A 23,659-nucleotide genomic window follows, 5' to 3' on the forward strand; every position below is an offset into this window, starting at 1 on the left:
GCTTCAGGCCACCTCCGTTCTTCGGACCCAGCGCGTGACGCGCCGTCGGGGGACTGTGGGGGCCGGGAGGGCGGTGGCCGTGCCGGGCACCGCCAACAGGGAGGCCGCCACCGCCAGATGGAGCAGGTACGGCGAGGCGTCGCCCAGCCCGGCCTCGGTGTACGACGCGATCCCGCAGTAGCTGATCAGGAAGATCGCGCAGGCCCTCGACAGCGAGGGCGGCCGCAGCAGCGCGACGCCGCCCAGGACGACGATGATCGCCGCCACCAGCGTCACCCCGGTCATCCCCTGCTCGTTGAAGACGGCCAGCCAGCTGTTGTCGATCGGCAGCCCGCCGAAGGACTTGTCGCCCAGGCCCGTGCCGAACAGGTACTCCGAGGTCGTCCGGGGTGCCGCCAGCAGCGCCTCCCAGACCTTGGCCCGGCCGGTGAGGCTGGTGAAGTTCTCCTGGCTCTGGCCGCGCAGGAACCACGACCGCAGCGCGGGGCCGAACCCCACCGCGGCCACGGCGGCGCACAGCACCACCCAGGCGAAGAACCGGCGGGCGGCGGTGCTGGTCAGGAAGAGCGAGCCGATCGCCAGCACCAGCCCGATCAGCATCCCGAGCGTGGCCGTGCGGGTGTGGGTCAGCGCGAGCAGGACCAGGGACGGCACGATGACCAGCGCCGCGCTGCCCCGGGTCGTCCGGCGGCCCAGCAGGAGCAGCACGGAGAGCCCGATGATCACCGCCGCGTACTGTCCGATCTGCGGCGGGGTGAGCGGCCACAGCGCACCGACCAGGCGCCCGCCGTACAGCTCGGGCAGGGCGGCGCCCGGGGAGACGACCGCGCCGACGGCCACCGACCCGAGGACCACGAAGTACATCCGGATGTGGAGCCGGACGAACCGCAGGTCGCCGTCCCACCAGCGGGTGAGCAGCCACAGCGTGCTGACGAAGAGCGCCAGCCGGGCGCAGCGGAACACCGCGCCGAACCCGGACTCCAGGTCCGCGCTGGAGATCACGCTCGGCACCAGCAGCAGGGTCAGCAGGAACAGGAAGGCGTTGGGCCGCACGCGCAGCCGGGGATTGACCACGAGCGCCAGCGCGAACGCGGCCACCAGCGCGCCCATGGTGGCCATCTGGATGAGTGAGCGGGGCAGCGGGACGATGGTCCTCGCCCCGGCGGAGCCGAGCGTGTTGAGGACCAACAGCCCCCAGACCGTCCCGACGATCTTCGACGTGTGGTCGGTGGGCATCTCAACCGCCCTTCCCGGCGCGGTACTTGCTGCCCGCGTCCTGCCGGTACGGCGCGTCCCGCCACTGGGAGTAGTCCAGGACCCGGCTCGGGTCGTGGACGACGAACCTCCACGGTCCCCGGTAGACGTTGTCGTGCCAGCGGTTGTGCTGCTTGCGCGTGATCGCCTCGGCCACCCGCTCGCCCCGGTAGGGCGACCAGTCCGGATAGGTGCCGTAGTTGGCCAGCACCGCCATGCGGTCGCACTTCGCCGTGCAGCCGAGGACGGACCTGTCCAGCGTGAAGCGGTTGTCGTGGATGTCCACCCGCTGGGTCCGCCACCGGCAGTCGTCGTACAGCGGCGCCTTGGCGATCGCGGGCCGCTCGCAGCGGCCGATGTCCTTCACCAGGAGGGTGCACTCACCCGAGGAGGTGTTGGCCGGGCTGTTGCAGAACCGGTCCGCGTTCTCCCACAGGGTGATGCCGGACCAGTTGTTCTCCAGCACGTTCCGGTAGATCTCGATCTTGTCCGTGCGGGCCGGGACGCGCGGCTCGCCGCCGGACTCCGATATGTAGACGGTCGCGAACGGGAAACTGTCGCCGCGCCCGGCGTAGTCGCGGCCCTCGACCCAGTTGTTCCGCCGGATCCGGTTCTTGCGGATGACCGCGTTGTAGCTGGTCTCGTAGATCAGCGCGGCGCCGTCGTTGGCCTCCAGAAGGTTTCCCTCGATACGGAAGTCGTTGTTGTTGGTGTCCGCCCACAGTCCGGCGCCGCGGTTGTCGTGCACCCAGTTGCCCCGTACGTCGGCGCCGTCGACGGCCCAGAACTTGACGCCTCCGGTGCAGCCGCAGCCCGGCCGCCGCCGCTCCCAGTCGTCCGTGTTGTTGCCCACGATCTCGTTGCCCTCGACCACCAGGCCGGTGATACGGCCGTCGGCCTTGTAGGCGTTCATGCCGTACTGGCCGTTGTCGCGCAGGCAGTTGCCGCGCACCCGCTGGCGGGCGCCGGCCATCAGCCCGGCGCCGGAGTTGTTCTGGACCGTCGTGTGCTCGATGACCCAGCCGTCGGCCGAGTCGTGGTTGACCACGCCCTCGTCGTGCGGCGCGACGAAACGCTGCACGGTCAGGTGGCGGATCGTGACGTCGGGGGCGGCCCCGCCGAACGCGTACTGGTTGGTCTTCCGGCCGTCGAGCACCGCACCCGGCGCGCCGACGTAGGTGTCCCCCTCCTTGGGGAGGACCTGGGCGTAGCGGTCCGGGCCGAGCCGGTGCTTGCCCGGGAGCAGCCAGAACGTGGTGCCCGGGGGATTGCTCTCGGTCTTCACGGCCAGGTCACCGGGCACGGCGGGGTCCACCGTCACCGCGCCGGCCGGCGCCTCGGTGGGCCCGGCCGCGCGCTCAACGCACACCCGGGCCACGGACGTGGACGGTGCGGTGGTCGGCTTCGGCCGCGCGTCCGGCGTGCCCTCGCAGCCGGTCGCCGCCAGCAGGGCCAGCACCAGTGGTGCCGTGACCCATGCTCGTCGCCGTCCCTTGATCCCCAAGCGTCCTCCCCTAGCCCCGGAACCCGAGTACGGTGGTGAACTCCCCGGACGCGGTGCCGTCGGCGAAGCCGGTGCCGACCAGCGTGATGCTGGGTTCCTTGCGCCCGAAGCCGGCGGAGTACCAGCCGAGCGGCGGGTCGCTCTCGCCGCGATGCGCCCGCCAGGACAGCTGCCCGGGCAGTTCGAGCACCGCGGAGCGGTCCTCGCCGTCCCGGGTCCAGGTCAGTTCCGCGACGGTGCCCACCAGGTCCGCGGCGATCGCCGGGCCGAGGTGGAACGCCAGCCGCACGGCCCGGCGCGGGCCGCGCACCTCGTCGACCACCCGCAGCTCCCGGCTCGCGGCCGTCAGCTCCACCCGGCGCCGGTGCACGGAGGGCTCGTAGCCGTCGTGCTCGGCGCACCAGCGGGCCACGCCCTCCCCGGACGTGTCGGATACCAGGACACGGCTGCGGGCCTGCCGGGTCCACAGGAACGGGCCGCCGGAGACGGACTGGTCGTCGCCGTCCAGTTCCAGGGTGTTGTGGCCGAGGGTCGAGCGGAAGTACCGCCGCCACTCGGGCTGCCCGTGGTAGCAGTACGTCCCCGGGTCGGCCAGCACGTCGACCCCGTCGTGCCGCACCTCCAGGGACAGCGCGTCGGCGTGCGCGTGCGCGGCGATGGACAGGAACCCGTGCGGGCCGCCGTCGCAGCGGCACCAGATCTCCTGCGGACCCCGCAGGATGGTCATGCCGGCGTCGGCGAAACGGTCGGGCCGGGTCGCCGGGCGGGCCACGGCCGGCGCGGTCCCCTCACGCCCGTGGGGCCGCACGAGCGCGGCCAGCAGCGGGGTGCGTACGTCGGTGCCGGTCACCGCCGGCCACCAGTCCAGCCGGCCGAAGACGGCGTCCCCGGTGGCCAGCAGCGAGGCCCAGCGGTCGGTGCCCGCGCCGTCCACGACCAGACCGTGCCCGTCGTCCGCGTCCCCCTGGCGCGGCGGCCGCAGCCGGTTGTCCACGACGGCCGCGAGGGCGTCGGTCATCCGCAGCAGCACCAGCCGGACCGTCGCGGGCACCGGCACGCCCGCGGCGTCCGCCTCGGCCAGCGCGGCCAGGCCCAGCTCCAGCACCAGCCCGTGGTACTCGGTGGCCAGCTCACGGTTGAGGCCCGAGGGGAAGGTGTTGGCGCGCAGCTGCCGCTCCAGCGACCGCGACGCGTCCGTGCGCCAGCGCGCCGAGGAGGGGAACCAGTCGAAGGCGCAGGCCGCGGCGAACTGCCCGGCGGTCTCGGCGATCACATGGTTGTTCGCGGAGGAACCCCGGCTGGGGAAGGCGGCCAGCCAGCGCTGGTGGTGCCAGATCTGACGGTGCGCCACCGGGTTGCCCTCGAACAGCCCGGCCGCACCCGGCCAGCCGTCGAGCAGCCGGCGCACCCACACCCAGGACAGCAGCCGGATGCCCAGCTCGATGCCGCTGGTCCAGTGCACCCCGCGCAGCGGTGTGTTGGCCGCCCACCACGACCGCAGATGGGCGGCCACCCGCTCGGCGTACCGCTCGTCCCCGGTGACCGCGTAGGCGGCGGCGAGCACGGTGAGGTACTGGTGCCGGGACAGCTCCCAGATCTGCTTGATGTCGCCGACCGCGTCCTCGTCGCGGTAGGGCACGTCGAAGGCGTGACCCCAGGGGGCCCGGCGCCCGGTCTTCGGGTCGTGGCACCAGTCCGGGTCGGCCAGGTCCTCGCGGACCACCCCGAAGTACTCGGCGTGCCCGTCCATCAGCCGGTCCGCCTCGGCGACGAGGCGTTTCGCGGCGTCCGAGGGCACCGCGGCGACGGTCCCCGGGGGCAGTACGGCGGTGAACCGGGCGCCGGTCACCGCCGGGCTCCGGGGCGGCGCCGACCGCCACCGCCGCCTGCGCAGCGTGTCGCCCACCCGGCCGCCGACCTCCCGCGGCCCCATCCGGGACAGCCGCCGCAGGTACCAGCCCGGACTTCCCGCGCGCACGGTCATCGCGTCCGCGCCAGTGTCACCGGCGCGCCGGCGGCGAGGCCCGCCCGCACGGCGAGGGTGGCCGCCGTGGTGGCGACGAGCGACTCCAGCGGCACGGGCATCGGCCTGCCGGTCCGCACGGCCCTGACGAACGCGGCCAGTTCGGCGTTCTGGCCCTTGTCCCGGGCCTTGGGCAGCCGCGATCCGACCCACTGCCTGCGGCGGCCGTCGTAGACGGCGGCACGGACGAAGTCGTCCAGCCGCAGCACCCTGCCGTCCGCGACCAGGTCCAGCGTCTCCTTGGGGAAGCCGGGGGCGCCGGTGGTGACGTAGCTGATCGTGGCGGTGGACCCGTCCGGGTAGCGCAGGACGACCTGGAGGTCCTCGTTGCCGGGCGTGGTGAGCGCGTACACCGAGACCGGGTCGGCCTCCAGCAGCCAGCTCGCCGTGTCGACGAAGTGTCCGCCCTCACCGGCGAACCGCGAGCCCTCGGTGTCCTGCCGCAGGTACCAGCTGCCGTGGTCGAGGCGGCCCGCGTTGACCAGGTAGCGCAGGCTCGCCGGTCCGGTGCGGGCGCCGAACCGCTGCTTCGCCTCCCGCAGCAGTGGTGCGAACCGGCGGTTGAAGCCCACCTGCAGCCGGTCGTTGCCGGACTCCTCCACCGCCGCGAGCACCCCGGCCAGCTCCTCCTCGGTGAGCGCCAGCGGCTTCTCCACGAACACGGCCTTGCCGGCCAGCAGCGCCCTGCGGGTCAGTTCGGCGTGCGAGCTGTGCCGGGTGACCACGAACACCGCGTCGACGGACTTGTCGCCGAGCACGGCGTCCAGGTCGGTGGTGGCCTCGGCGAAGCCGAACTTCCGCTGGGCGTTGGCCGCCGACAGCGCCGTCGTGGTGACGACCGTGGACAGCTCGACGCCCTCACGCCCCGACAGGTGCGGCAGCAGCATCGACGTCGCGTAGTTCCCCGCGCCCACGAACGCCAGCCGCACCGGCGCCCCGGCCGCGCGGCGCGGGGCGGCACCCGCGCCACCGCGCCGCACCGCGGGCACCGCGACCTCCGGGGCCGCGGCCTCCTCCGTCTCCCGCTGGTCGCCGGGGTACCGGAACAGCACCGCCACGGCCTTCAGTTCGCCGTCCTTCAGGCTCCGGTACGTCTCGACCGCGTCGTCGAAGTCGGCGGTGTGGGAGATCAGTGGCTGCACGTCGACCCGGCCGCGCGCGAGGAGATCGAGGAAGCAGGCGAGGTTGCGGCGCTCGGTCCAGCGCACATAGCCGATCGGGTAGTCCCGCCCCTCCAGCTCGTACGAGGGGTCGTAGCGCCCGGGGCCGTAGGAGCGGGAGAACCGGACGTCCAGTTCCTTCTCGTAGTACGCGTTCCACGGCAGGTCCAGGCGGCACTTGCCGATGTCGACGACCCGGCCGCGGTCCCGGCACAGCCGGGCGGCCAGCTCGACGGGCTGGTTGCTCGCGCCGCCGGCGGCCAGGTACACCTGGTCCACGCCATGGCCGTCGGTGAGTTCGGCGACGGCGTTCACCACGGCCGGGGAGTCGGGATCGCCGCAGGCGGCGGCGCCCAGGCGCTCGGCCAGCTCGCAGCGTGCCGGATCGGGGTCGACCCCGACGACACGGACGCCGGAGGCGGTCAGCAGCTGCGCCACCAGCTGCCCGATCAGCCCGAGGCCGATGACCAGCGCCACCTCGCCCAGCTGCGGCTCACCTTGGCGGACGCCCTGCATCGCGATCGACCCGACGGTGCCGAAGGCCGCGTGCCGGGACGCGAGACCGTCCGGCACGGGGGCGTAGAGGTTCTTCGGCACCCAGTTCAGCTCGGCGTGCAGCGCGTGCTCGTTGCCGGCGCAGGCCACGAGGTCGCCGACCTTCACGTCGTCGATCCCGGCCCCGATCTGCTCGACCACCCCGCACAGCGAGTAGCCGAGAGGCGTGTAGGAGTCCAGCTTGCCCATCACCTTGCGGTAGGTGGCGCCCACCCCGTTCGTGGCCACGCTCTGCGCGACCTTGGCCACCTGGTCCGGCCGGGAGCGGGCCTTGCCCACCATCGACATCCCGGCCTCGGACACCTTCATCAGCTCGGTACCGGTGGATATCAGCGAGTGGGCGGTCCGCACCAGCACGCCGCCCGGCTTGCACCCGGGCACCGGCACGTCGAGCAGCGCCAACTCGCCGCTCTTGTAGTTCTGCACTACCTGTTTCACCCGAAGTCCCTTGTCTCTACGCCGTCAGGGAGCGGTCCGGCCGGAGCCGGAGGTCGCGCCGCGATACCAGTGTTCGAGGGTCAGCACATGCCACAGATGCTTGGAGTTGTCCCGGTGCCCGGCGGCGTCCTCGGCGACGAGCCGTCGCAGCGCGTCGCGGCGCAGGAACCCGGAACGGACGAGCTCGCCGTCGTTCACCACCTCGCGCACCAGCGGCGCCAGGTCCCGGCTCATCCAGGCCCGCAGCGGGGCGCTGAACAGGCCCTTGGGCCGGTGGACGATCTCCCGGGGCAGGATCGAACAGGCGGCCTCCTTCAGGACGGCCTTGCCCTGCCGGCCGACGATCTTGCGGTCACCGGGCACGGCGAACGCCGCCCTGACCACCTCGACGTCCACGTACGGCACCCGCACCTCCGTCGACGCGGCCATGCTGGAGCGGTCCGTGTAGGCGAGGTTCAGGCCCGGCAGGAACATCCGGGCGTCGGCGAGGCACATGCGGTTGACGAAGTCGTCGAGGTCGTTGTCCCGGTAGACGTCGGCGTGCTCGGTCAGCACGTCGTCGACCGTCCCGGCCAGGTCCGGATCTATCAGGCCGAGCAGCTCGTCCCGGTCGTACATGGTGTAGCTGCGCCGGAACGCGGTCTCCTCCGGCAGACCGGCGAAGGAGAGGAACCGCTTCGCGAACCGCACCGACCGGTACCCCCGGCGGGCCGAGGCGACCGGCAGCCGGTCCACGGCCGCGGACAGCCCGCGCCGCAGGGGCCGCGGGACGCGCTGGTAGCGCAGCGCGAGCAGATTGGCCAGGTGCTTGCGGTACCCGGCGAACAGCTCGTCGGCGCCCATCCCCGACAGCATCACCTTGACCCCGGCCTCCCGGGCGGCCTCGCAGATCAGGAAGGTGTTGATCGCGGCGGGGTCGCCGATCGGCTCGTCCAGGTGGTACGTCATGTGCGGCAGCAGGTCGAGCACGTTCGGGGCGATCTCGATCTCGTGCAGGTCGACGCCGAACCGCTCGGCCACCTGCCGGGCGTAGCGCAGGTCGTCCGGCATCGCCTCGAACCTGGCGTCCTCGGCGCGGAACCCGATCGTGTAGGCGGAGATCCCGGGCCGGTCGCGGGCCGCCAGCGCCGTCAGGTAGCTGGAGTCGAGCCCGCCGGAGAGGAACGTCGCCACGGGCACGTCGGACAGCAGATGCCGCCGGGTCGACTCCTCGACGACGGCGGCGAGGTCCGGCAGCTCACCGCTCAGGGCCCGCTCCCGGCCCTCTGCGGCGACGTCCCGCAGGTTCCAGAACCGGCCGCGCTCCACCCGGCCGTCGGGCCGGCACCTCAGCCAGCTCCCCGGCGGCAGCTTCTCCGCCTCGCGGAACGCACACCGCGAGTCCGGCACCCAGTAGTACAGCAGCGAGGCCACCAGCGCCGCGTGGTCCACCTCCAGCGACCCGCCCGTCACGGCGGCCAGCGCCTTCAGCTCGGAGGCGAACACCAGCCCCTCGCCGCGCCGGAGCAGGAACAGCGGCTTGATGCCGAGCTGGTCGCGGGCGAGCACCAGCTCACCGGTGCGCTCGTCGAAGATCCCGAACGCGAACATCCCGCGCAGCCGGGGCAGGCAGTCCGTGCCCCAGCGCCGCCAGGCCTCCAGCAGCACCTCGGAGTCGGACGTACCGCGAAAGCGCACCCCGGCGCCCGTCAGCTCGGCACGCAGCTCGGGCGCGTTGTACAACTCGCCGTTGTACGTCAGGACCAGGCCGTCCGAGACCATCGGCTGGGCGCCGGTGTCGGACAGGTCGATGATGGCCAGCCGGCGGTGCCCGAGGTGCACCTCGCCGTCGCCGACGGGGTGGCTGTAGCGGCCGGCCCCGTCCGGGCCGCGGTGGGCGAGGACATCGGTGAGCCGGTCGGTCACGGCCTTCCCGTCCGGCCACCGGTACGTACCTGCGATGCCACACATGCCTACCGCGCCTCCTGGTCGCTGTCCGGGACCCGCTCCGCCCACATCGGCAGCCGCTCCCCCCGCCGCCTGCCCGACCCGTTCCGCACGGTGGGCCGCTCGCCGCGGCCACGCGCCGCGCCGGGCGGCCCGTCCCACAGCGTGCCGTCGGTCCGGTCCCGCGGATCGGGGTCGATGAGCACCACCCCGATCACCGCGATGTGCTGGTCCGCGAGCTGCCGCGCCACGGTGTGCAGCCACGCGACACTGCCGTGCCCGGCACGCACGACGAGCACCGTCCGGGTGCCGAGGTACCGCAGGTCGGTCCACGCCGTGCCGGGGGCCACCGAGCCGACGCCGATCCGGCGGTCCCCGGGCGGCAGGGCCTCCGCCTGCGCGCCGCCGACCACGACCGGCTCTCCCGGCTTCGGGCGGCGGCCCGAGAGCTGCCGGCCGGGCAGCCCGTCGACGACGACCACCGGCCCCTGGGCCGCCAGCGCCCCGGCGAGGTCCAGGGCGATCACGCTCGCGCCGCGCGCGCAGCCCAGCTCCAACAGCGACACCGGGTCCGCGGAGCCGCGGACGGCGCGGGTGAGGGACAGGGTGAGCCGTGTCCGTGCCGCCCGGGTCCGGCGGCGCCGCCACAGCCAGGGCGAGCGGTGGGGCAGTTCCGTCAGCACCGAGGCGCCGAGGTGCGCGGCGATGTCCCGGCGCAGGACGGGGCGGTCCGCCACCACCGTGCCCACCGCGGCCACCGCGATGCCGAGGGCGAGCCCGAGGACGAACCCGATCGCCGCGTCGGTGGCGAGGGTCCTCGGCAGCGAGTGCCGCACCGCGCGCGGCGCGTCCACGATCTGGGTGCCGGCGACGAGCTGGGGGGTGCCGATGCGCGCCTCGGCGGCACGCTGGTCGAAGTCGGAGATGCGGGAGGTGAGTTCGGCCCGGCGGGCGAAGAGGGACTCCATGTCGGCCGACGCGCTCGGTCCGCTCTCCGGTGTGCCGTCCCCGATCGCCTTGTTGACCTTGGCGAGGTCGGACTTGATGCGGTCACGCTGGTCGAGCAGGGCCTTGGCCTCGGCGTTCGCGGCTTCCTGTATCCGCCGCACGTGGTCGGCGACGAACGCGTCGGCCAGTGCCTTCGCGCGGGCCACCGCCTGCGCCTCGCTGTCCCCGGTCACCTCGATCTGCAGCATGTTGTTGGTCAGGCCGAGACCTCCGTAGTCCTCCATGAAGTCCTCGGGTTTCTCCGAGGAGCCGAGGGACTTCAGGGCCCGGCCGGCGATCCGGGTGGTCTGCAGCAGCGCGACGTCGGTGCGGATCAGCGTCCCGGGGTCGTTGGGCTGGTCCTCCTGGTGCGCCACCAGCACCTTGGTCACCGCGGTCGGCGGCGGAGGCAGCAGGACCGCCACCCCCACGCCGCCGAGCAGCCCGAGCAGTGCCATGGAGCCCCAGAGCCGGCGCCGCCTGCGCACCGCCACCACCAGCCCCTGGAGGTCCAGCAGCGGAGCGGCGGCCGACGGCTCCGCGGTCGTACTCGTCGTCACCGTGCACCTCCCCTCGCGTCGTCGCCGACCGCGAGCGCCGGCGCCACGGCCTTGCGCGGAGGCCCGGCGGACCGGGTCGTACGCGCCCGGACCGGGCCGGCGAGGACGATGCCGACGATCTCGTGCTTGGCGTCCGCACACGCCTCGGCGATGCCGGCGAGTTCTCCCGCGGTCCAGCTGCCCGCGCTGAGCACGACCAGGACCCCCGACTCGCGGTCGCGGTCCGGCACCAGCGGCCGGGCCACCGGAACCCCCACCACCCGCAGCAGCGGATCGTTCCCGGCCTCGGCGACCAGCCGGTCGGCGGCCCGGCGGGCGGTCTCGTCGCCGTCGGGGACGACGACCAGCAGCCGCCGGGGGATCGGCAGCTGTTCCCGCAGCCGGGTGCACACCCGGCGGTAGCGGATCTGTCTGCTGGCCTCGTCGCCGGACGTCCGCGGGGTCGGCAGGTCCCACCGGACGTCGACGCCCAGCAGCCGGCGCAGCAGGGCCCCGGGGCCACGGCCTGCCGACCGCTGCGCGGTCCGTCCCCCGGGCACGTCGACGGCGCCCAGCAGGTCCGAGCCCAGCGCCGCGGCGATCTCCGCCTCGGTGCGCAGCCGACGGCTCATCCGGGCGGCGACGAGATGGCCGACGACCGTGAGCAGGAAGAACAGCAGGGCTCCGGCGGCGATGAGCTGGGTCCTGGTCGGCGGCGCCTCGCCGACGGGCCGGGCCGCGGACCCCATGACGACCAGGTTGGCGGCCTGCTCGTCGGCCGGGTCGGCCTGGTCCAGCTTGTCGATGGCCTCCTGCAGCGCGGTGCGCAGCTTCGCCAGCTCGGTGCGGGTCTGCACGCTCTCCACGGTCTCCCCCGAACCGGCCTGCTCGGCCAGCTCGGTGATGCGGCGGCTGGTCTTCTTCACCGTCTGCCGCAGTGCTTCGGGCGCCCCCGCGTCGGGGTCGGCGCTGTCGCCCGCTACCTGCTTGGCGAAGGCGACGAACTGCCGGGCCACCTGGTCGGAGAGGCGCTGGGCGCGCTCGGGGGTGTCGGCCGTGCCCGAGATCTTGATGATGTTCCCGTCGGTGGCCTTGGCGCTGACGTGCTCCCGCACATCGCTGCCGTCGACCCCGGTCCAGCCGAGCGCGGTGGCCGCGCGGTCGACCACCACGGAACTGGTCGCGATCTCCGCCTGCGTCAGCAGCTCGCGCTCCTCCCACGCCCCGGGCAGCAGGACCGACGCCGACGTCGTGTAACGCGGCGGAAGCAGCAGGGAGGTGCCGTGGCCGACGAGCGCGCCCACCACGGTGAGGATGATGAGCAGCCGTCGGCGCCGACGGATAATCCGCCCGATCGTGACCAGGCGTATCGTGTCATCGCTCAACTGCACGGCCTCGTTCCCGGCCCGTCCGTGTCGCTCGCCGAGGCCGTGTCGCTCGCCGTGTCCGTACCGCTCGCCCCGTCGGTACCGCTCGCCCCGTCCGTGTCGCTCGCCGGGGCCGGGAAACTGTCGCCGCAGGCCGCGGCGTACGCGGCGAGCAGCGACCGCTGGGAGTTGCGCCAGGAGAGCGCCCCGCCGATCCGCTCCTGACCGATCTTGCCCATCTGGGCCCGCTGCTCCGGATCGTCCATGAGCCGCGCGATGAGCCCGGCGAAGGCGGCCTCGTCTTTGGCCGGCGCGTAGACGGCGGCCTCACCGGCGGAGACCCGCGCCTCCCGGAGGTCGAACGAGACGATCGGCCGGCCCATGACCATGTACTCCAGGACCTTGTTCATGGTCGACACGTCGTTGAGCGGATTGTGCGGGTCGGGGGAGAGGCACACGTCCGCGGTGGACAGGTAGCGCGCCAGGTCGGCGTCCGGGACACGGCCGGTGAACTGCACCTGCTCCGCGAGCCCGAGCCGCCGGGACAGCTCCACCATCGCGTCGAAGGTGTCGCCGGCGCCGACGAACACCGCGTGCCAGTCGCTCCGTCCGACCTCGTCGCGCAGCTTCGCCAGCGCCCGCAGGGCGTAGTCGACGCCGTCCTGCGGGCCCATGACGCCGAGGTAGCACAGCAGATGGGGCTTGCCGCGCTTCAACTCCGGCTCGGGCGGCACGGGGTGGAAGCGGTCGGTGTCGGGCGCGCTGCGCACCACGAAGACGTCCTCGGGCCGCTTGCCGCCGCGGCGCACGGCGACGTCCCGGTAGCTCTCGTTCGTGGCGAGCACGACGTCCGCGGCCCGGTAGGTCCGCCGCTCCAGCGCGCACACGGCCCGGTAGAGCAGGTCCTCGCCGCGGTCGAACCGCGACAGGTACAGCTCGGGCACCAGGTCGTGCTGGTCGAAGACGAAACGCGCGCCGCGCCGCTTCATCCACAGGGCGGGCAGGAACAGCAGGTCGGGCGGGTTGCAGGCGTGGACCACGTCGACCGGTCCGACCTTGCGGGCCAGCCGGACCGTGTGCCACAACGCCGAGCCGTACTCCCGCAGATAGCCGGACGGGCCGCCCGTGGCCGCGCGCAACGGGTAGCGGTGGATCCGCACCCCGTCGATCTCCGCCTCCGGCTCGGTGTCCCGCTTGGTCCCCTGCGGACAGATGACGTGCACCGTCCAGCCCGCGTCGCGCAGCGTCGTGCACTCCTGCCACACCCGCCGGTCGAACGGCACCGACAGGTTCTCCACCAGAATCAGCGCACGCCGGTCCGGCCGGCCGTCACGCGTCGTGTCACCAGGCAAGGCCCATGTACCCCGGTTCGGTCCGGCGCGCGTCGGCGTCGGGAAGGTGGACGAGATCGACGATCACATGGCCGTCGCCGTGGGGCAGTGCCGACAGCACCTCCGGGTCCCTGGTCCCGACCAGGAGCACGTCGGCGTGTTCGAGCACCTCGTCGACGGAGTCCGCGAGCAGCTGCGCGAGGTGCGGCAGCCGGGTCTCGATGTACTCGCGGTTCGCGCCGAGCAGCCGGGACAGGCTCACGTTGGCGTCGTAGATCTTCAGGTCGTACCCCTTGCCGAACAGCCTCTCCGCCAGTTCGACCAGCGGGCTCTCGCGGAGGTCGTCGGTGCCGGGCTTGAAGGACAGCCCGAACAGTCCGGCCCGGCGCTTTCCGGTGCGCTCGACCATCTCCACCGCCCGCTGCAGATGGTCGGCGTTGGAGGGCAGCACATGGGACAGGATGGGTACCGAGACGTCGGCCCGCCGCGCCGCGTGCACCAGGCTGCGCAGGTCCTTGGGCAGGCACGAGCCGCCGAAGGCGAAGCCGGGCCGCAGGTAGGCGGGGCTGATGTTCAGCTTGCGGTCGGCCAGGAACACGTCGATCACCTGGTGCGAGTCGACCCCGAGGGCCTGGCACACCGCGCCCAGTTCGTTCGCGAAGCCGATCTTGAGGCCGTGGAACGCGTTGTCCGCGTACTTGATCGCCTCGGCCGTCGGGACCGGCACCCGGAACACCTCGCCGGGCAGGCCGTCGTACAGCGCCAGCACCGCGTCGCCGCTCGCCGGGTCCAGCTCACCGATGACGGTCTTGGGCGGGTCGAAGAAGTCCCGCACGCTCGTGCCCTCGCGCAGGAACTCCGGGTTGACCGCGACCCCGACGTCCACCCCGGCCGTGCCGCCGACGTACTTCTCCAGGATCGGCACCAGCAGGTTCAGACAGGTGCCCGGGAGCATGGTGCTGCGGAACACGACCGTGTGCCGCCCGCCCCGCTCGGCGAGCGCGGCGCCGATCTCCTCGGTGACCCGCTCCAAGTAGGTGGTGCACAGGCTGCCGTTGGGCTCCGAGGGCGTGCCCACGCAGACCAGCGACACCTCGCTGTCCATGATCGCCTCGCGGACGTCGGCGGTGGCGCGCAACGCCCCGGTCCGCACGACCTCGGCGATCAGTTCGCCGATCCGCTCCTCCACCACCGGGGCCTTGCCGTCGTTGACCAGGTCCACCTTCACCTGGTTCACGTCCACCCCGACGACCTCGTGCCCCATGCTGGCCAGGCACGCGGCCGACACACAGCCCACGTAGCCGAGCCCGAAAACGCTGACTCTCATGACGTTCCTCCCCCAGGCAGGCCCCCACGGCCTGCGGTCCGCGCGTCGGCGGCACGGTCGAGTTGCAGTCCCCGGCACATCAGTAGGCCCCCTGCCCGTGGATCACCGCGCGCAGCGTCTTCCAGAGGATCACGCTGTCCAGGGCGAGCGACCAGTCCTCCACGTACCGCAGGTCCAGCCGCACCGCCTCCTCCCAGGACAGGTCGCTGCGTCCGCTGATCTGCCACAGACCGGTGAGGCCGGGCTTGACCAGCAGCCGCCGCCGGATGTCCGGGCCGTACGCGGCGGACTCCTCCGGCAGCGGGGGCCGCGGACCGACGAGCGACATCGATCCGGTCAGCACGTTGAGGAGCTGGGGGAGTTCGTCGAGCGAGTACCGGCGCAGCACCGTCCCCACCCGGGTCACCCGCGGATCCCGGCGGAGCTTGAACAGCGGACCGGCGCCCTCGTTGCGGTCGGCCAGCGCGTCGCGGACCCCGTGCGCGCCGGCGACCATGGTGCGGAACTTGAGAATGGTGAACTCGCGGCCGTCCTTGCCGACCCTGCGCTGGTGGTAGAACGCCCCACCTCGGCTGTCCACCAGCACGAGCAGGGCGACGAGGGCCATCAGCGGCGCGAAGAGCAGCAGCAGAATCGTTGCGCCTATGCGGTCGACGACCTCTTTGACCGCCCGGCGGCCGCCGGTGAAGGTCGGCATGCTGACCCGCAGCAGCGGGATCCCGAGCACCGCGTCGACGTGCAGCCGGGGGCCGGCCACCTCCATCAGCACGGGGGCCACGACCATCTCGGCGTCGCTGCCCTCCAGGTTCCAGGCGAGGCGCTGCAGCCGGTGCGGTGACCAGTGCGGGTCCGGGGTGACCGCGACGACGCGGTAGCCGTCGCGGCGGACATGGCCCGCGACGTCCGCCAGCCGGCCGACGACCGGCACGCCGTCCAGATACTCGCCGCCGAACCCGAGTCCGTCCGTGGTGCACACCGCGTCCACCCGCCAGCCGAGGTGGGGGAACTTGCGGGTGCGGGCGATCAGATCGCGCACGGTCGCCGGGCTCCCGGCGGCGAGCACCGGTCTCAGACACCGGCCTTCCTTCCGCTGTCTGTGCAGCGAAAGGCGCAGCAGATACCGCACGGTCATGGTGACCAGCGCGATCGCGGGAATCGCGACGAAGATCCACAATTTGATGTTGCGCGAGGTGAGAGCGATTCCGCCCAGCGCCAGTACGACGGTCGCCGTGAACAGCGAGCGTCCGAGCCGACGGAATTCCTCGGCACCCTGACCGAGCACGGCGGGAGCCCAGGAACGGCTCACCGCGAGCGCGCCCAGCACCAGAAGTTCGGTGCCGAATGCGAGAATTCCCCACTTCTCGTGCCAGTTGGCCGCGTCCCGGGCCCCGAAGAAATTGCCGATCGCCGCCACCACGCTGGCCGTGGCCACGGTGTCGCTGGTGATCACGGTACGTCGGTACCGCTGCTCCCATTCGATCGTGGTCCGGCTGATGGCCCCGTCCGCCAGACGCCCCCGCGCCGATGGAAACGGGCTGACCAATTCCCCTTGCCGCACAGAACCCCCCAAGGTTCCCAGTGGTTCGACGTGTTCGCCGCACACTGTTTCCGCGCCCCGGGAGGCCCCCACCCCCCGCACCGTCCCTCCCCTCGGGAGACCCCCGCCCCCGCGTCGCGCTGTTTCTCCGGGAGGCCCCCGCCTCCCGCGCCCATGCCGTTCCGGATTTCGGGGCGCGCGTGAACCCTCGGAATCCGGGGTGCTCCCGGCACCCGTAGCCCCCTCCCGGGCTTGCGAATGATCATCCCCACGCCCGGCGCGGGGGACGCGAAAACCGGCATTCCCCGACGTCGGACCTATAGATCATTAACGGTCGCCTCGTGTACGAACAGCTGAAGCACGGTCAATCTAGACCATCGGGGCCAGTCTTGAAGAGGGGATGTGCGTAATTTGTGTTCAAGCTTTGGGGCCGAATCAACCAACGGTGGCCGCGTATGGATGTCTTTACGCCACCGGGTGATCCGGGTGCCTCACGGAGTCCTCGGACGCGGTTAGCGCGGCGTCCAGTTCGGCGTCGCCTTTCCGGTGTTCAGGGCATACGGCGAACCACTGTGGCGCGTGAGGCGGCCGGTGTGATCGATCTTGCTCACGAGGTGCGCGACCTGATCGCGTCGGTGTCCCGTACGCACCGATCCGCAGCCGACGAGGCGTCGCTCCGTGCGGCGCCGGACCGTTCGGCCGCCGTGCTCCTCTCGGACACCCTGTTCTTCGACTGGTTCGCCGTACGCCGAGGCGATCGCCGGCCGCGTTCCGAGCGCGCTTCCGTGCGTGTTCCTAGCCCGCTTCCGTGCGCGTTCCGACCATGCCCCGCATGCGACCGCGTACGACCGGCGCACAACCGGACACGACCCCGGGGGCGAGTACGCGACGACGGTACGGCGTTCAGTCCGCTCCGGGCGTGCCGAGCCTGGCCGAGGCTTCGGAAGGCCGGGCCGGAGTCGCCGACGGCGCGGCGGTCTCGGGGCCCTGCCCGGTGGGCGGCACCGAGCGTTCGACGGCCTCGGACGGGGTCGTCGACGGCGCGACGGACGCGGCACCGGTCCTGGCCGGCGGCGCCGAGGGGACCGGGCTCGGGGCTTCGTCGGAGGGCGCGGGGGTGTCGGGCGGGGCGGAATCCGACGGAACGGGGGAGGGGCTGCCGGTCGCGGGCGGCGGGGCCAGGGGGACCGAGGGGGAGTCGGGGGCGTCGTTCCCGGCGAAGTGCAGGGGCAGGGCGAACAGGGCGACGGCCGCGCAGGTGGCGGCGGCACCGGCCGCGGCCCGGACCAGGCGGCGCCGGGCGGCGGCGCGGCGGACGGTCTCGAAGTGGCCGGGGGGCGGCCCGAGACGGCCGGCGGGGGGACGCAGGACGACGGTGAGCGGGTCGTCGTCGGGGCCGAGGTCCGGGTCCTCGTCAGGGTGTGTGGTCAAGGCTTCTCCTCAGGTGGGCGCGGAGCAGTTCGCGGGCCGCGTGGAGGTCGGCCTTGACGGTTCCTTCCTTGCGTCCGGTGAGCACGGACACCTCCCGGATCGGCATGTCAGCGTAGTAGTGCAACAGGATCGGCACGCGCAGCCGTTCGGGCAGCGACTGCACCAGCAGCCGGACCGAGGGGTCGGACGGTTCGGCATGGCCGGCCGGCCGGCGCACCGAGGCCTCCGCGGTGGCCCGGTGCATCGCCCTGCGCTCGCGTTCCAGCTTGCGCCAGTGGTCCCGCACGAGGTTGGCCGCGGTGACGTAGAGGAAGCCGTGCGGCTCCGCCACGGACGTCCAGCGGGCCCAGAGCCGGGTGAACGCCTCCGACGCGATCTCGTGGGCCGTCTCGTCGTCGTCGACCAGCCGACGGCACCAGCCGGCCAGGCGCGGGTAGAGGGCGGCGAACAGCTCGGACGCGGCCTTCTCACGGGACCGTTTCAACGCTCTCCATGGTCGTGGTGGTGCGGCAGGCGGCAGCGTGGATACGTCGGTCGCCGCTTCGAGGGGCGGGCTGTGGGTCACCGCGCCGCGCGGCTCAGCGTGGCGAAGACGATCACGTTGTCGCGGTACTCGTCCCCCGTGCGCGGGCCCCCGCAGGTGACCAGACGCAGTGCGGGCCGGTCCACGTTCCCGTAGACCTCCTCCGCCGGGAAGTCGGCCTTGGCGACGGTCCTCACGGAGTCGACGGTGAACTCCGGTGCCGTGCCGTTCTCCAGGCGCGCCTCGATCCGCTCGCCCCGCCGAAGCCGGGCCAGACGGCGGAAGACCCCGTCGCCGTAGCCGCCGACCGTGACATGGCCCAGGATCACCGACGGGCCGGTCTGCCCCGGTGTCGGTGAGTGCTCGTACCAGCCCGCCCGGTCGTGCGCCGTGATCGGCGGCACCTCCACCGTGCCGTCCGGCGCCAGCCCCAGCCGGATGACCGGGGTGTCCACCCCGATGCCCGGTATCAGCAGCCTGACCGGGACCGACCGGCCGAGGGGGCCTGCGGCGCCGGCGGGGGACGGAGAGGCAGGGGGCGGGGAGGACGCGTCGCCCGTGGACGGCCCGGTCCTGGCGTGGTCGCTCCGCCCGCCGTCGCAGCCCACGAGCAACGAGGCCGTCGCCGCGGCGGCGAAGGCGCGCCTGGAGAACAAGGTCACGCCCCGTTCGTCCGGCGGCGGCGCAGCACCACGACGGCCGCGCCCCCGCCGATGAGCACCGCGGTGGCGCCCGCGCCGGCCAGCACGCCCGCGCCACCGGACCCGTCCGACCCGGTCGCCTCACCGGTGTCGGGCGCGCCGCTGGGAACGACGGAGACCTGGCTCGGCACCGGGCTCGCGTCGCGGTCGTCCGGGGCCTTGGTGGGTTCGGCCGGGCGCGGGGACTCGTCGGCCGGGGCGGAGGGGACCACGCTCGGAGCGGTGCTCGGCGCCGCGCTCGGTGCGGCGGAGGCCTCCCGCGGGACGACGGTCGGGCTCGTGTCGTCGGCGAACGCCGACGGCGCGGCCGCCAGCACGGCGGTGAAGACGAGTGCCGTGGCACTGAGGACGGTTCGGCGCATGGGTCGCTCTCTCTCGTCGGGCTCAACGGGCCGTGCCCGCCGTCGTGTTCGACGGGGGGCGACGGCCTCGTGTTGCCGCCCGGCCGGTCACCGGCACGCGGCGGCGTCACATGTCGAGCGGAGAGACGAGACAGCGATGGGACACGTTGTAAAGAGATGGCAAAGTCGTTCTGGGCGGGCTCAGTACACGTCCCGGACGTACCGCTTCTCCGTCGCGAGTTGCTTCACATACGCGGCGGCCTCGCCCTCGGTCATCCCGCCGTGGGTGACCGCGACGTCCCGCAGGGCCCGGTCGACGTCCTTCGCCATGCGGGAGGCGTCGCCGCAGACGTAGAAGCGGGCGCCGTCCTGGAGCCAGTGCCACAGCTCGGGCCCGTGCTCGCGCATACGGTCCTGGACATAGACCTTGGCGCGCTGGTCGCGGGAGAAGGCGGTGTCCAGCCTGCCCAGCACGCCCGACTCCTGGAGGTCCGCCAGTTCCTCCTGGTAGTAGAAGTCCGTCGCCCGGTGCTGCTCCCCGAAGAAGAGCCAGTTGGGCGCCCGGTGGCCGAGGGCCCGCCGTTCCTGGAGGAAGCCGAGGAAGGGGGCGACGCCGGTGCCCGGACCGACCATGATCATGGGGGTCGCCGGGTCGGTGGGCGGCCGGAAGTGCGGCGAGCGCTGCACGAAGACCGGTACGTCCAGATCCGCCTCGCCGTCCGCGAGGAAGGGCGAGCAGACCCCGCCGCGCGGGCGTCCGTTCAGGTTCTCGTAGCGCACGACCGACACCGTCAGCGAGATGTGGTGCGGGTCGACGAGGGGGCTCGACGAGATCGAGTACAGCCGGGGCTGGAGCCGTTTGAAGACGCCGGCCCATTCGCGCGCGCCGGCCCGCACGGCGAACTCGGCCACCACGTCCACGGCCTGCCGCCCCCAGGACCACTGGGCGAGACCGTCCCTGTTGTCCGGGCGCATCAGCTTCTTCAACTCCCGGTTGTCCCGCGTCCGTTCGGAGACGAAGCGAAGCAGGTCCGGGGTGATCCGGGTGATGTCGAGATGCCGGTGCAGGGCCTCGGCGAAGGGCAGCTCGCCCGCGCCGGAGACCTCCACCGGAGCCGAACCGTCCAGGCCGGTCACCGCCAGCCATTCCGCCACCAGATCAGGGGAGTTGACCGGCCGCACCCCGAGCGCGTCGCCCGCCTCGTACGACAGGCCCGTCCCGCTGGTGTCGAAGGTGAAGCGGCGTACCTCCTTGCCCGCCCCGGGCAGGCTGAGCAGCCGGTTGCCGACCAGCCGGGCGGCGGCGGACGCGGGCCTGGCGGAACGGACGGGCGCGGGCGCGGAGGGCTGCGGGGCGACGGTGGTGCCTGTGCCTGTGCCTGGAGCGACAGCGGTGGCCGTGGCCGTGGCGGTGTGCGGTTGCCAAGTCCCGGGCGCACCCCCGGTCCCGTCCGTCTCGGTGCCGAGCGCGGTGATGACCTGGCCCAGCCAGGCGTCCGCCGACGGTTCGTAGTCCGGCTCGCAGTCCGTGCGGGGCGCCAGGCGCACCGCGCCCAGCTCGTCGAGCCGGGCGTCGAGGCGGCGGCCGTGCCCGCAGAAGTCGTCGTAGGAGGAGTCGCCGAAGGCCAGCACGGCGTAGCGCACTCCGTCCAGGCGGGGGGCCTCCCGGTGGGACAGCGCGTCCCAGAAACCGGAGCCGTTGTCGGGCGCGTCGCCGTCCCCGAAGGTGCTGGTGATCAGCAACAGGTCGGCCCCGACCGGCAGTCGCTCCGGCTCGGCCTCGTCCATCCCGACCAGGGTGGCCCGGTGTCCGGCGGCTCCCAGATGCTCGGCGGCCGCCACCGCGAACTCCTCGGCCGTCCCGGTCTGCGAGGCCCACAGCACGACGACCTCACGCCCGGCGGTGACGGCCGCCGGCGCGGGTCCCGGGTCCGCCGACCGCGAGTACATCCCGGCGAGCACGCCGTTCACCCACATCGCGTGCGCGGGACTGAACGGCGCGTCCCCCGGCAGCACGGGCACCCCTCGCACCCCGGACCCGAGCCCGGCGAGGAAGCCCGTGAGGTACTGGCGCTCCTGGGCGGAGAGCACGGGCGGGGGCGAGGGTTCGAGACCGAAGACCTCGGCGCCGGGGGCGACCACCGGAACCGTCACCGCCGCCGGAACCGCCACCGAGGGCGGCACGGTCACGGTCGCCGGAACGGTCACCGCGGTCGGCAGGGCCGGAGCAGGCGGAGCGGTCGTCCCGGCCGCGACGGTCAAGGCTTCCGGAGCCCGTACCGGCGCGGCCACCTTCGCCAGCGACACCGCGCACACCTTCAACTCCGGCTGGAACGACAGCGGATCCACCGCGTCGCTCGTCACCGCGTTGATGCTCAGATACTCGCCGAACAGGTCGTTCCAGTGGAACGGCGCGAACACGCACCCGGGCATCACCCGGTCGGACACCACCGCTGGGAGTACGGCACGCCCCCGCCGCGAGGCGACCTCCACGGAGTCCCCGTCCCGCAGGCCCAGGGCGTCCGCGTCCTGCGGATGCACCTCCACGAACGGCCCGGGGTTCAGCTTGTTGAGCTTGGCGACCCTGCCCGTCTTCGTCAGCGTGTGCCACTGGTGCTGCAGCCGCCCGGTGTTGAGCACGAACGGGTAGTCGTCGTCCGGCATCTCGGCGGCCGGCAGGTGCGGCCGGGCGTGGAACACGGCCCGTCCGCTGGGCGTGGGGAAGAGGAGCCCCCCGTCCGCCCCGGCCCCGGCGTACCGGATCGGGTTGCGCGCCGGCCCGTCTTCCGTGGCGGCCGGCCACTGCACGGACCCCGACCGGAGCCGCTCGTAACTCACCCCGCGCAGATCCCACCCGGTCTTCGGGTTCCACGCCCGCCTGATCTCCTCGAAGACCTGCTCTGCGGTGTCGTACGAGAACCCCTTCTCGAAACCCATCTCCCGTGCCACGGCCGCGATGATCCGCCAGTCGGCCATCGCCTCGCCCGGCGGGTCGGCGGCCGGGGCGGCGAGCGTGAGGTTGCGCTCGCTGTTGACGAGGACGCCCTCGGACTCCGTCCACAGGGCGCCGGGCAGGACGACATCGGCGTACGCGTTGGTCTCGGTGTCGGCGAAGACGTCCTGGGTGACGACGAACTCGGCGGCCTCCAGGCCCTCGATCACGGTCCTGCGGTTGGCGACCGAGGCGACCGGGTTGGTGCAGATGATCCAGCAGGCCTTGATCTCCCCGTCGGCCATCTTCCGGAACATCTCGACCGTGCCCTTGCCGACACCGTCCGCGCGCAGGCTGTCCGGGGCCAGTTCCCACAGCTCCTCGACGAACGCCCGCTCCTCGTCCACCAGCACGGACCGCTGCCCGGGCAGCCCCGGCCCCATGTACCCCATCTCGCGCCCGCCCATGGCGTTGGGCTGTCCGGTGAGGGAGAACGGGCCGCTGCCCGGACGGCAGATCGCGCCGGTCGCCAGATGCAGGTTGACGAGCGCGTTGGTGTTCCAGGTGCCGTGCGTGGACTGGTTGAGCCCCATCGTCCAGCAGCTCGTCCACTCCGCGGCCTCGCCGATGAGCCGGGCCGCTTCGCGGATGTCGTCCGCCGGGATGCCGGTGATCGCGGCGACGGCGTCCGGCGCGTAGTCGGCGAGGAAACCGGGCATCGCCTCCCAGCCCTCGGTGTGGGCGGCGATGAAGTCGGGGTCGGTGTGCCCGTCCGCGTGCAGCAGATGGAGAAGTCCGTTGAGCAGGGCGAGATCGGTCCCCGGGCGTATCCGCAGGAAGAGATCGGCCTTCTCGGCCGTCGCCGTGCGGCGCGGGTCGACGACGATCAGCTTGGCGCCCGCCTTGACCCGGTCCATCATGCGCAGGAACAGGATCGGATGGCAGTCCGCCATGTTCGACCCGATGACGAGGAAGACGTCCGCCCGGTCGAGGTCCTCGTACGAGCCCGGCGGCCCGTCGGCGCCGAGCGACAGCTTGTAGCCCGTGCCGGCGCTCGCCATGCACAGCCGGGAGTTGGACTCGATCTGGTTGGTGCGGATGAAGCCCTTGGCCAGCTTGTTCGCCAGGTACTGCGCTTCGAGGCTCATCTGGCCGGAGACGTAGAAGGCGAACGCGTCGGGTCCGTGCTCGTCGATGATCGCGCGCAGCCGCCGGGCGGTCGCGGTGATCGCGTCGGAGACGGGCGCGGGGACCGGCTCCTCGCCCCGGTCGTCCCGGACGAGGGCGGTGGTGAGGCGGCCGGGCGCGGCCAGCATGTCGGCCGTGGTGGCGCCCTTGGTGCACAGACGGCCGAAGTTCGCCGGGTGGGACTTGTCGCCGGACGCCTTCAGGACCGTCCGCCGGCCGTCGGCACCCATCCCGACGTCCAGGAGCATGCCGCAGCCGACACCGCAGTACGAGCACACGGTCCGCACCTGGGTCGTGGTGCTCTGCGGGCCCTGTGCGGCCACGGGCGGCCCCTCTCTGTCGGCGTCCGGGGTGTCCGGGCGGTCGTCCGAACCGGTCCGCCGTCGCTGTCCGGTACGGCGGACCGGTTGCTTCTCAGGTACGGCGGAGGGTTGGCTTCCGCTCAGCTCCGGGGCGCGGCCCGGCAGGCTCGATCGTACGAATTGCCCGTTACGCCTGTGTCACATGACCTGATCATGAGGCGTTACGCCCGCCACACACGGCCGCGCAAGGGGTTGTGAGGGCGCGTTCCGGCCGTTGTTCCGGAAGGAGGCGT

At 72.9% G+C, this 23,659-nt stretch carries 15 protein-coding genes; all 15 read right to left on the reverse strand.

Translation table 11 applies throughout. The features are described from left to right. Window positions 1–3 precede the first annotated feature (3 nt). The 15 genes from H4687_RS34580 to H4687_RS34650 all read right to left on the reverse strand — a co-directional run bounded on the left by H4687_RS34580 (window position 4) and on the right by H4687_RS34650 (window position 23,387). Complete coding sequence (locus tag H4687_RS34580; RefSeq protein WP_046914836.1) at window positions 4–1,236, reverse strand: membrane protein; 1,233 nt, start codon at window positions 1,234–1,236, stop codon at window positions 4–6. A gap of 1 nt (window position 1,237) precedes the next feature. Further along, window positions 1,238–2,758: a right-handed parallel beta-helix repeat-containing protein gene (locus H4687_RS34585; protein ID WP_046914835.1), complete on the reverse strand. Its 1,521-nt coding sequence runs from the start codon at window positions 2,756–2,758 to the stop codon at window positions 1,238–1,240. Between the two features lie 10 nt (window positions 2,759–2,768). After that, the gene (locus H4687_RS34590) at window positions 2,769–4,742 is read right to left on the reverse strand and encodes a heparinase II/III family protein (RefSeq protein WP_046914834.1); all 1,974 of its coding nucleotides are present in this window, start codon (window positions 4,740–4,742) and stop codon (window positions 2,769–2,771) included. Further along, window positions 4,739–6,934 carry a bi-domain-containing oxidoreductase gene (locus tag H4687_RS34595; protein ID WP_192781753.1) on the reverse strand — a complete coding sequence of 732 codons (2,196 nt, stop codon included), beginning with the start codon at window positions 6,932–6,934 and terminating at the stop codon, window positions 4,739–4,741. Before H4687_RS34595 ends, H4687_RS34590 begins: the two co-directional genes overlap by 4 nt. A gap of 24 nt (window positions 6,935–6,958) precedes the next feature. Next, window positions 6,959–8,884: an asparagine synthase (glutamine-hydrolyzing) gene (asnB, locus tag H4687_RS34600; RefSeq protein WP_046914832.1), complete on the reverse strand. Its 1,926-nt coding sequence runs from the start codon at window positions 8,882–8,884 to the stop codon at window positions 6,959–6,961. 2 nt (window positions 8,885–8,886) lie between these two features. After that, window positions 8,887–10,407, reverse strand: coding sequence for a Wzz/FepE/Etk N-terminal domain-containing protein (locus H4687_RS34605; protein ID WP_046914831.1), 1,521 nt, complete (start codon window positions 10,405–10,407; stop codon window positions 8,887–8,889). Next, a complete protein-coding gene (locus H4687_RS34610) occupies window positions 10,404–11,771 on the reverse strand; it encodes a Wzz/FepE/Etk N-terminal domain-containing protein (RefSeq protein WP_046914854.1) in 1,368 nt (455 codons plus the stop codon). The genes H4687_RS34605 and H4687_RS34610 overlap by 4 nt, the downstream gene beginning before the upstream one ends. Further along, window positions 11,768–13,105: a glycosyltransferase family 4 protein gene (locus tag H4687_RS34615; RefSeq protein WP_046914830.1), complete on the reverse strand. Its 1,338-nt coding sequence runs from the start codon at window positions 13,103–13,105 to the stop codon at window positions 11,768–11,770. Before H4687_RS34615 ends, H4687_RS34610 begins: the two co-directional genes overlap by 4 nt. Continuing rightward, window positions 13,095–14,411, reverse strand: coding sequence for a nucleotide sugar dehydrogenase (locus tag H4687_RS34620; RefSeq protein WP_046914829.1), 1,317 nt, complete (start codon window positions 14,409–14,411; stop codon window positions 13,095–13,097). Before H4687_RS34620 ends, H4687_RS34615 begins: the two co-directional genes overlap by 11 nt. Window positions 14,412–14,490: 79 nt before the next feature. Further along, a complete protein-coding gene (locus H4687_RS34625; RefSeq protein WP_050399308.1) occupies window positions 14,491–15,969 on the reverse strand; it encodes a sugar transferase in 1,479 nt (492 codons plus the stop codon). 882 nt (window positions 15,970–16,851) lie between these two features. Beyond that, entirely contained in the window at window positions 16,852–17,379 is a 528-nt protein-coding gene (locus tag H4687_RS34630) for a hypothetical protein (protein WP_050399309.1), read from the reverse strand. Next, on the reverse strand, window positions 17,363–17,863 hold the full coding sequence (locus tag H4687_RS34635) for an RNA polymerase sigma factor (protein WP_005481770.1): 501 nt from the start codon (window positions 17,861–17,863) through the stop codon (window positions 17,363–17,365). The genes H4687_RS34630 and H4687_RS34635 overlap by 17 nt, the downstream gene beginning before the upstream one ends. 77 nt (window positions 17,864–17,940) lie before the next feature. Further along, window positions 17,941–18,564, reverse strand: coding sequence for a class F sortase (locus H4687_RS34640; protein ID WP_179859991.1), 624 nt, complete (start codon window positions 18,562–18,564; stop codon window positions 17,941–17,943). Then, complete coding sequence (locus H4687_RS34645) at window positions 18,561–18,965, reverse strand: hypothetical protein (protein WP_046919083.1); 405 nt, start codon at window positions 18,963–18,965, stop codon at window positions 18,561–18,563. Before H4687_RS34645 ends, H4687_RS34640 begins: the two co-directional genes overlap by 4 nt. 180 nt (window positions 18,966–19,145) lie before the next feature. Then, window positions 19,146–23,387 carry a molybdopterin-dependent oxidoreductase gene (locus tag H4687_RS34650; protein ID WP_046919082.1) on the reverse strand — a complete coding sequence of 1,414 codons (4,242 nt, stop codon included), beginning with the start codon at window positions 23,385–23,387 and terminating at the stop codon, window positions 19,146–19,148. Window positions 23,388–23,659: the final 272 nt, after the last annotated feature.

The sequence above is a fragment of the Streptomyces stelliscabiei genome (assembly GCF_014873495.1).
GTDB classification, from domain to species: Bacteria; Actinomycetota; Actinomycetes; order Streptomycetales; family Streptomycetaceae; genus Streptomyces; species Streptomyces bottropensis.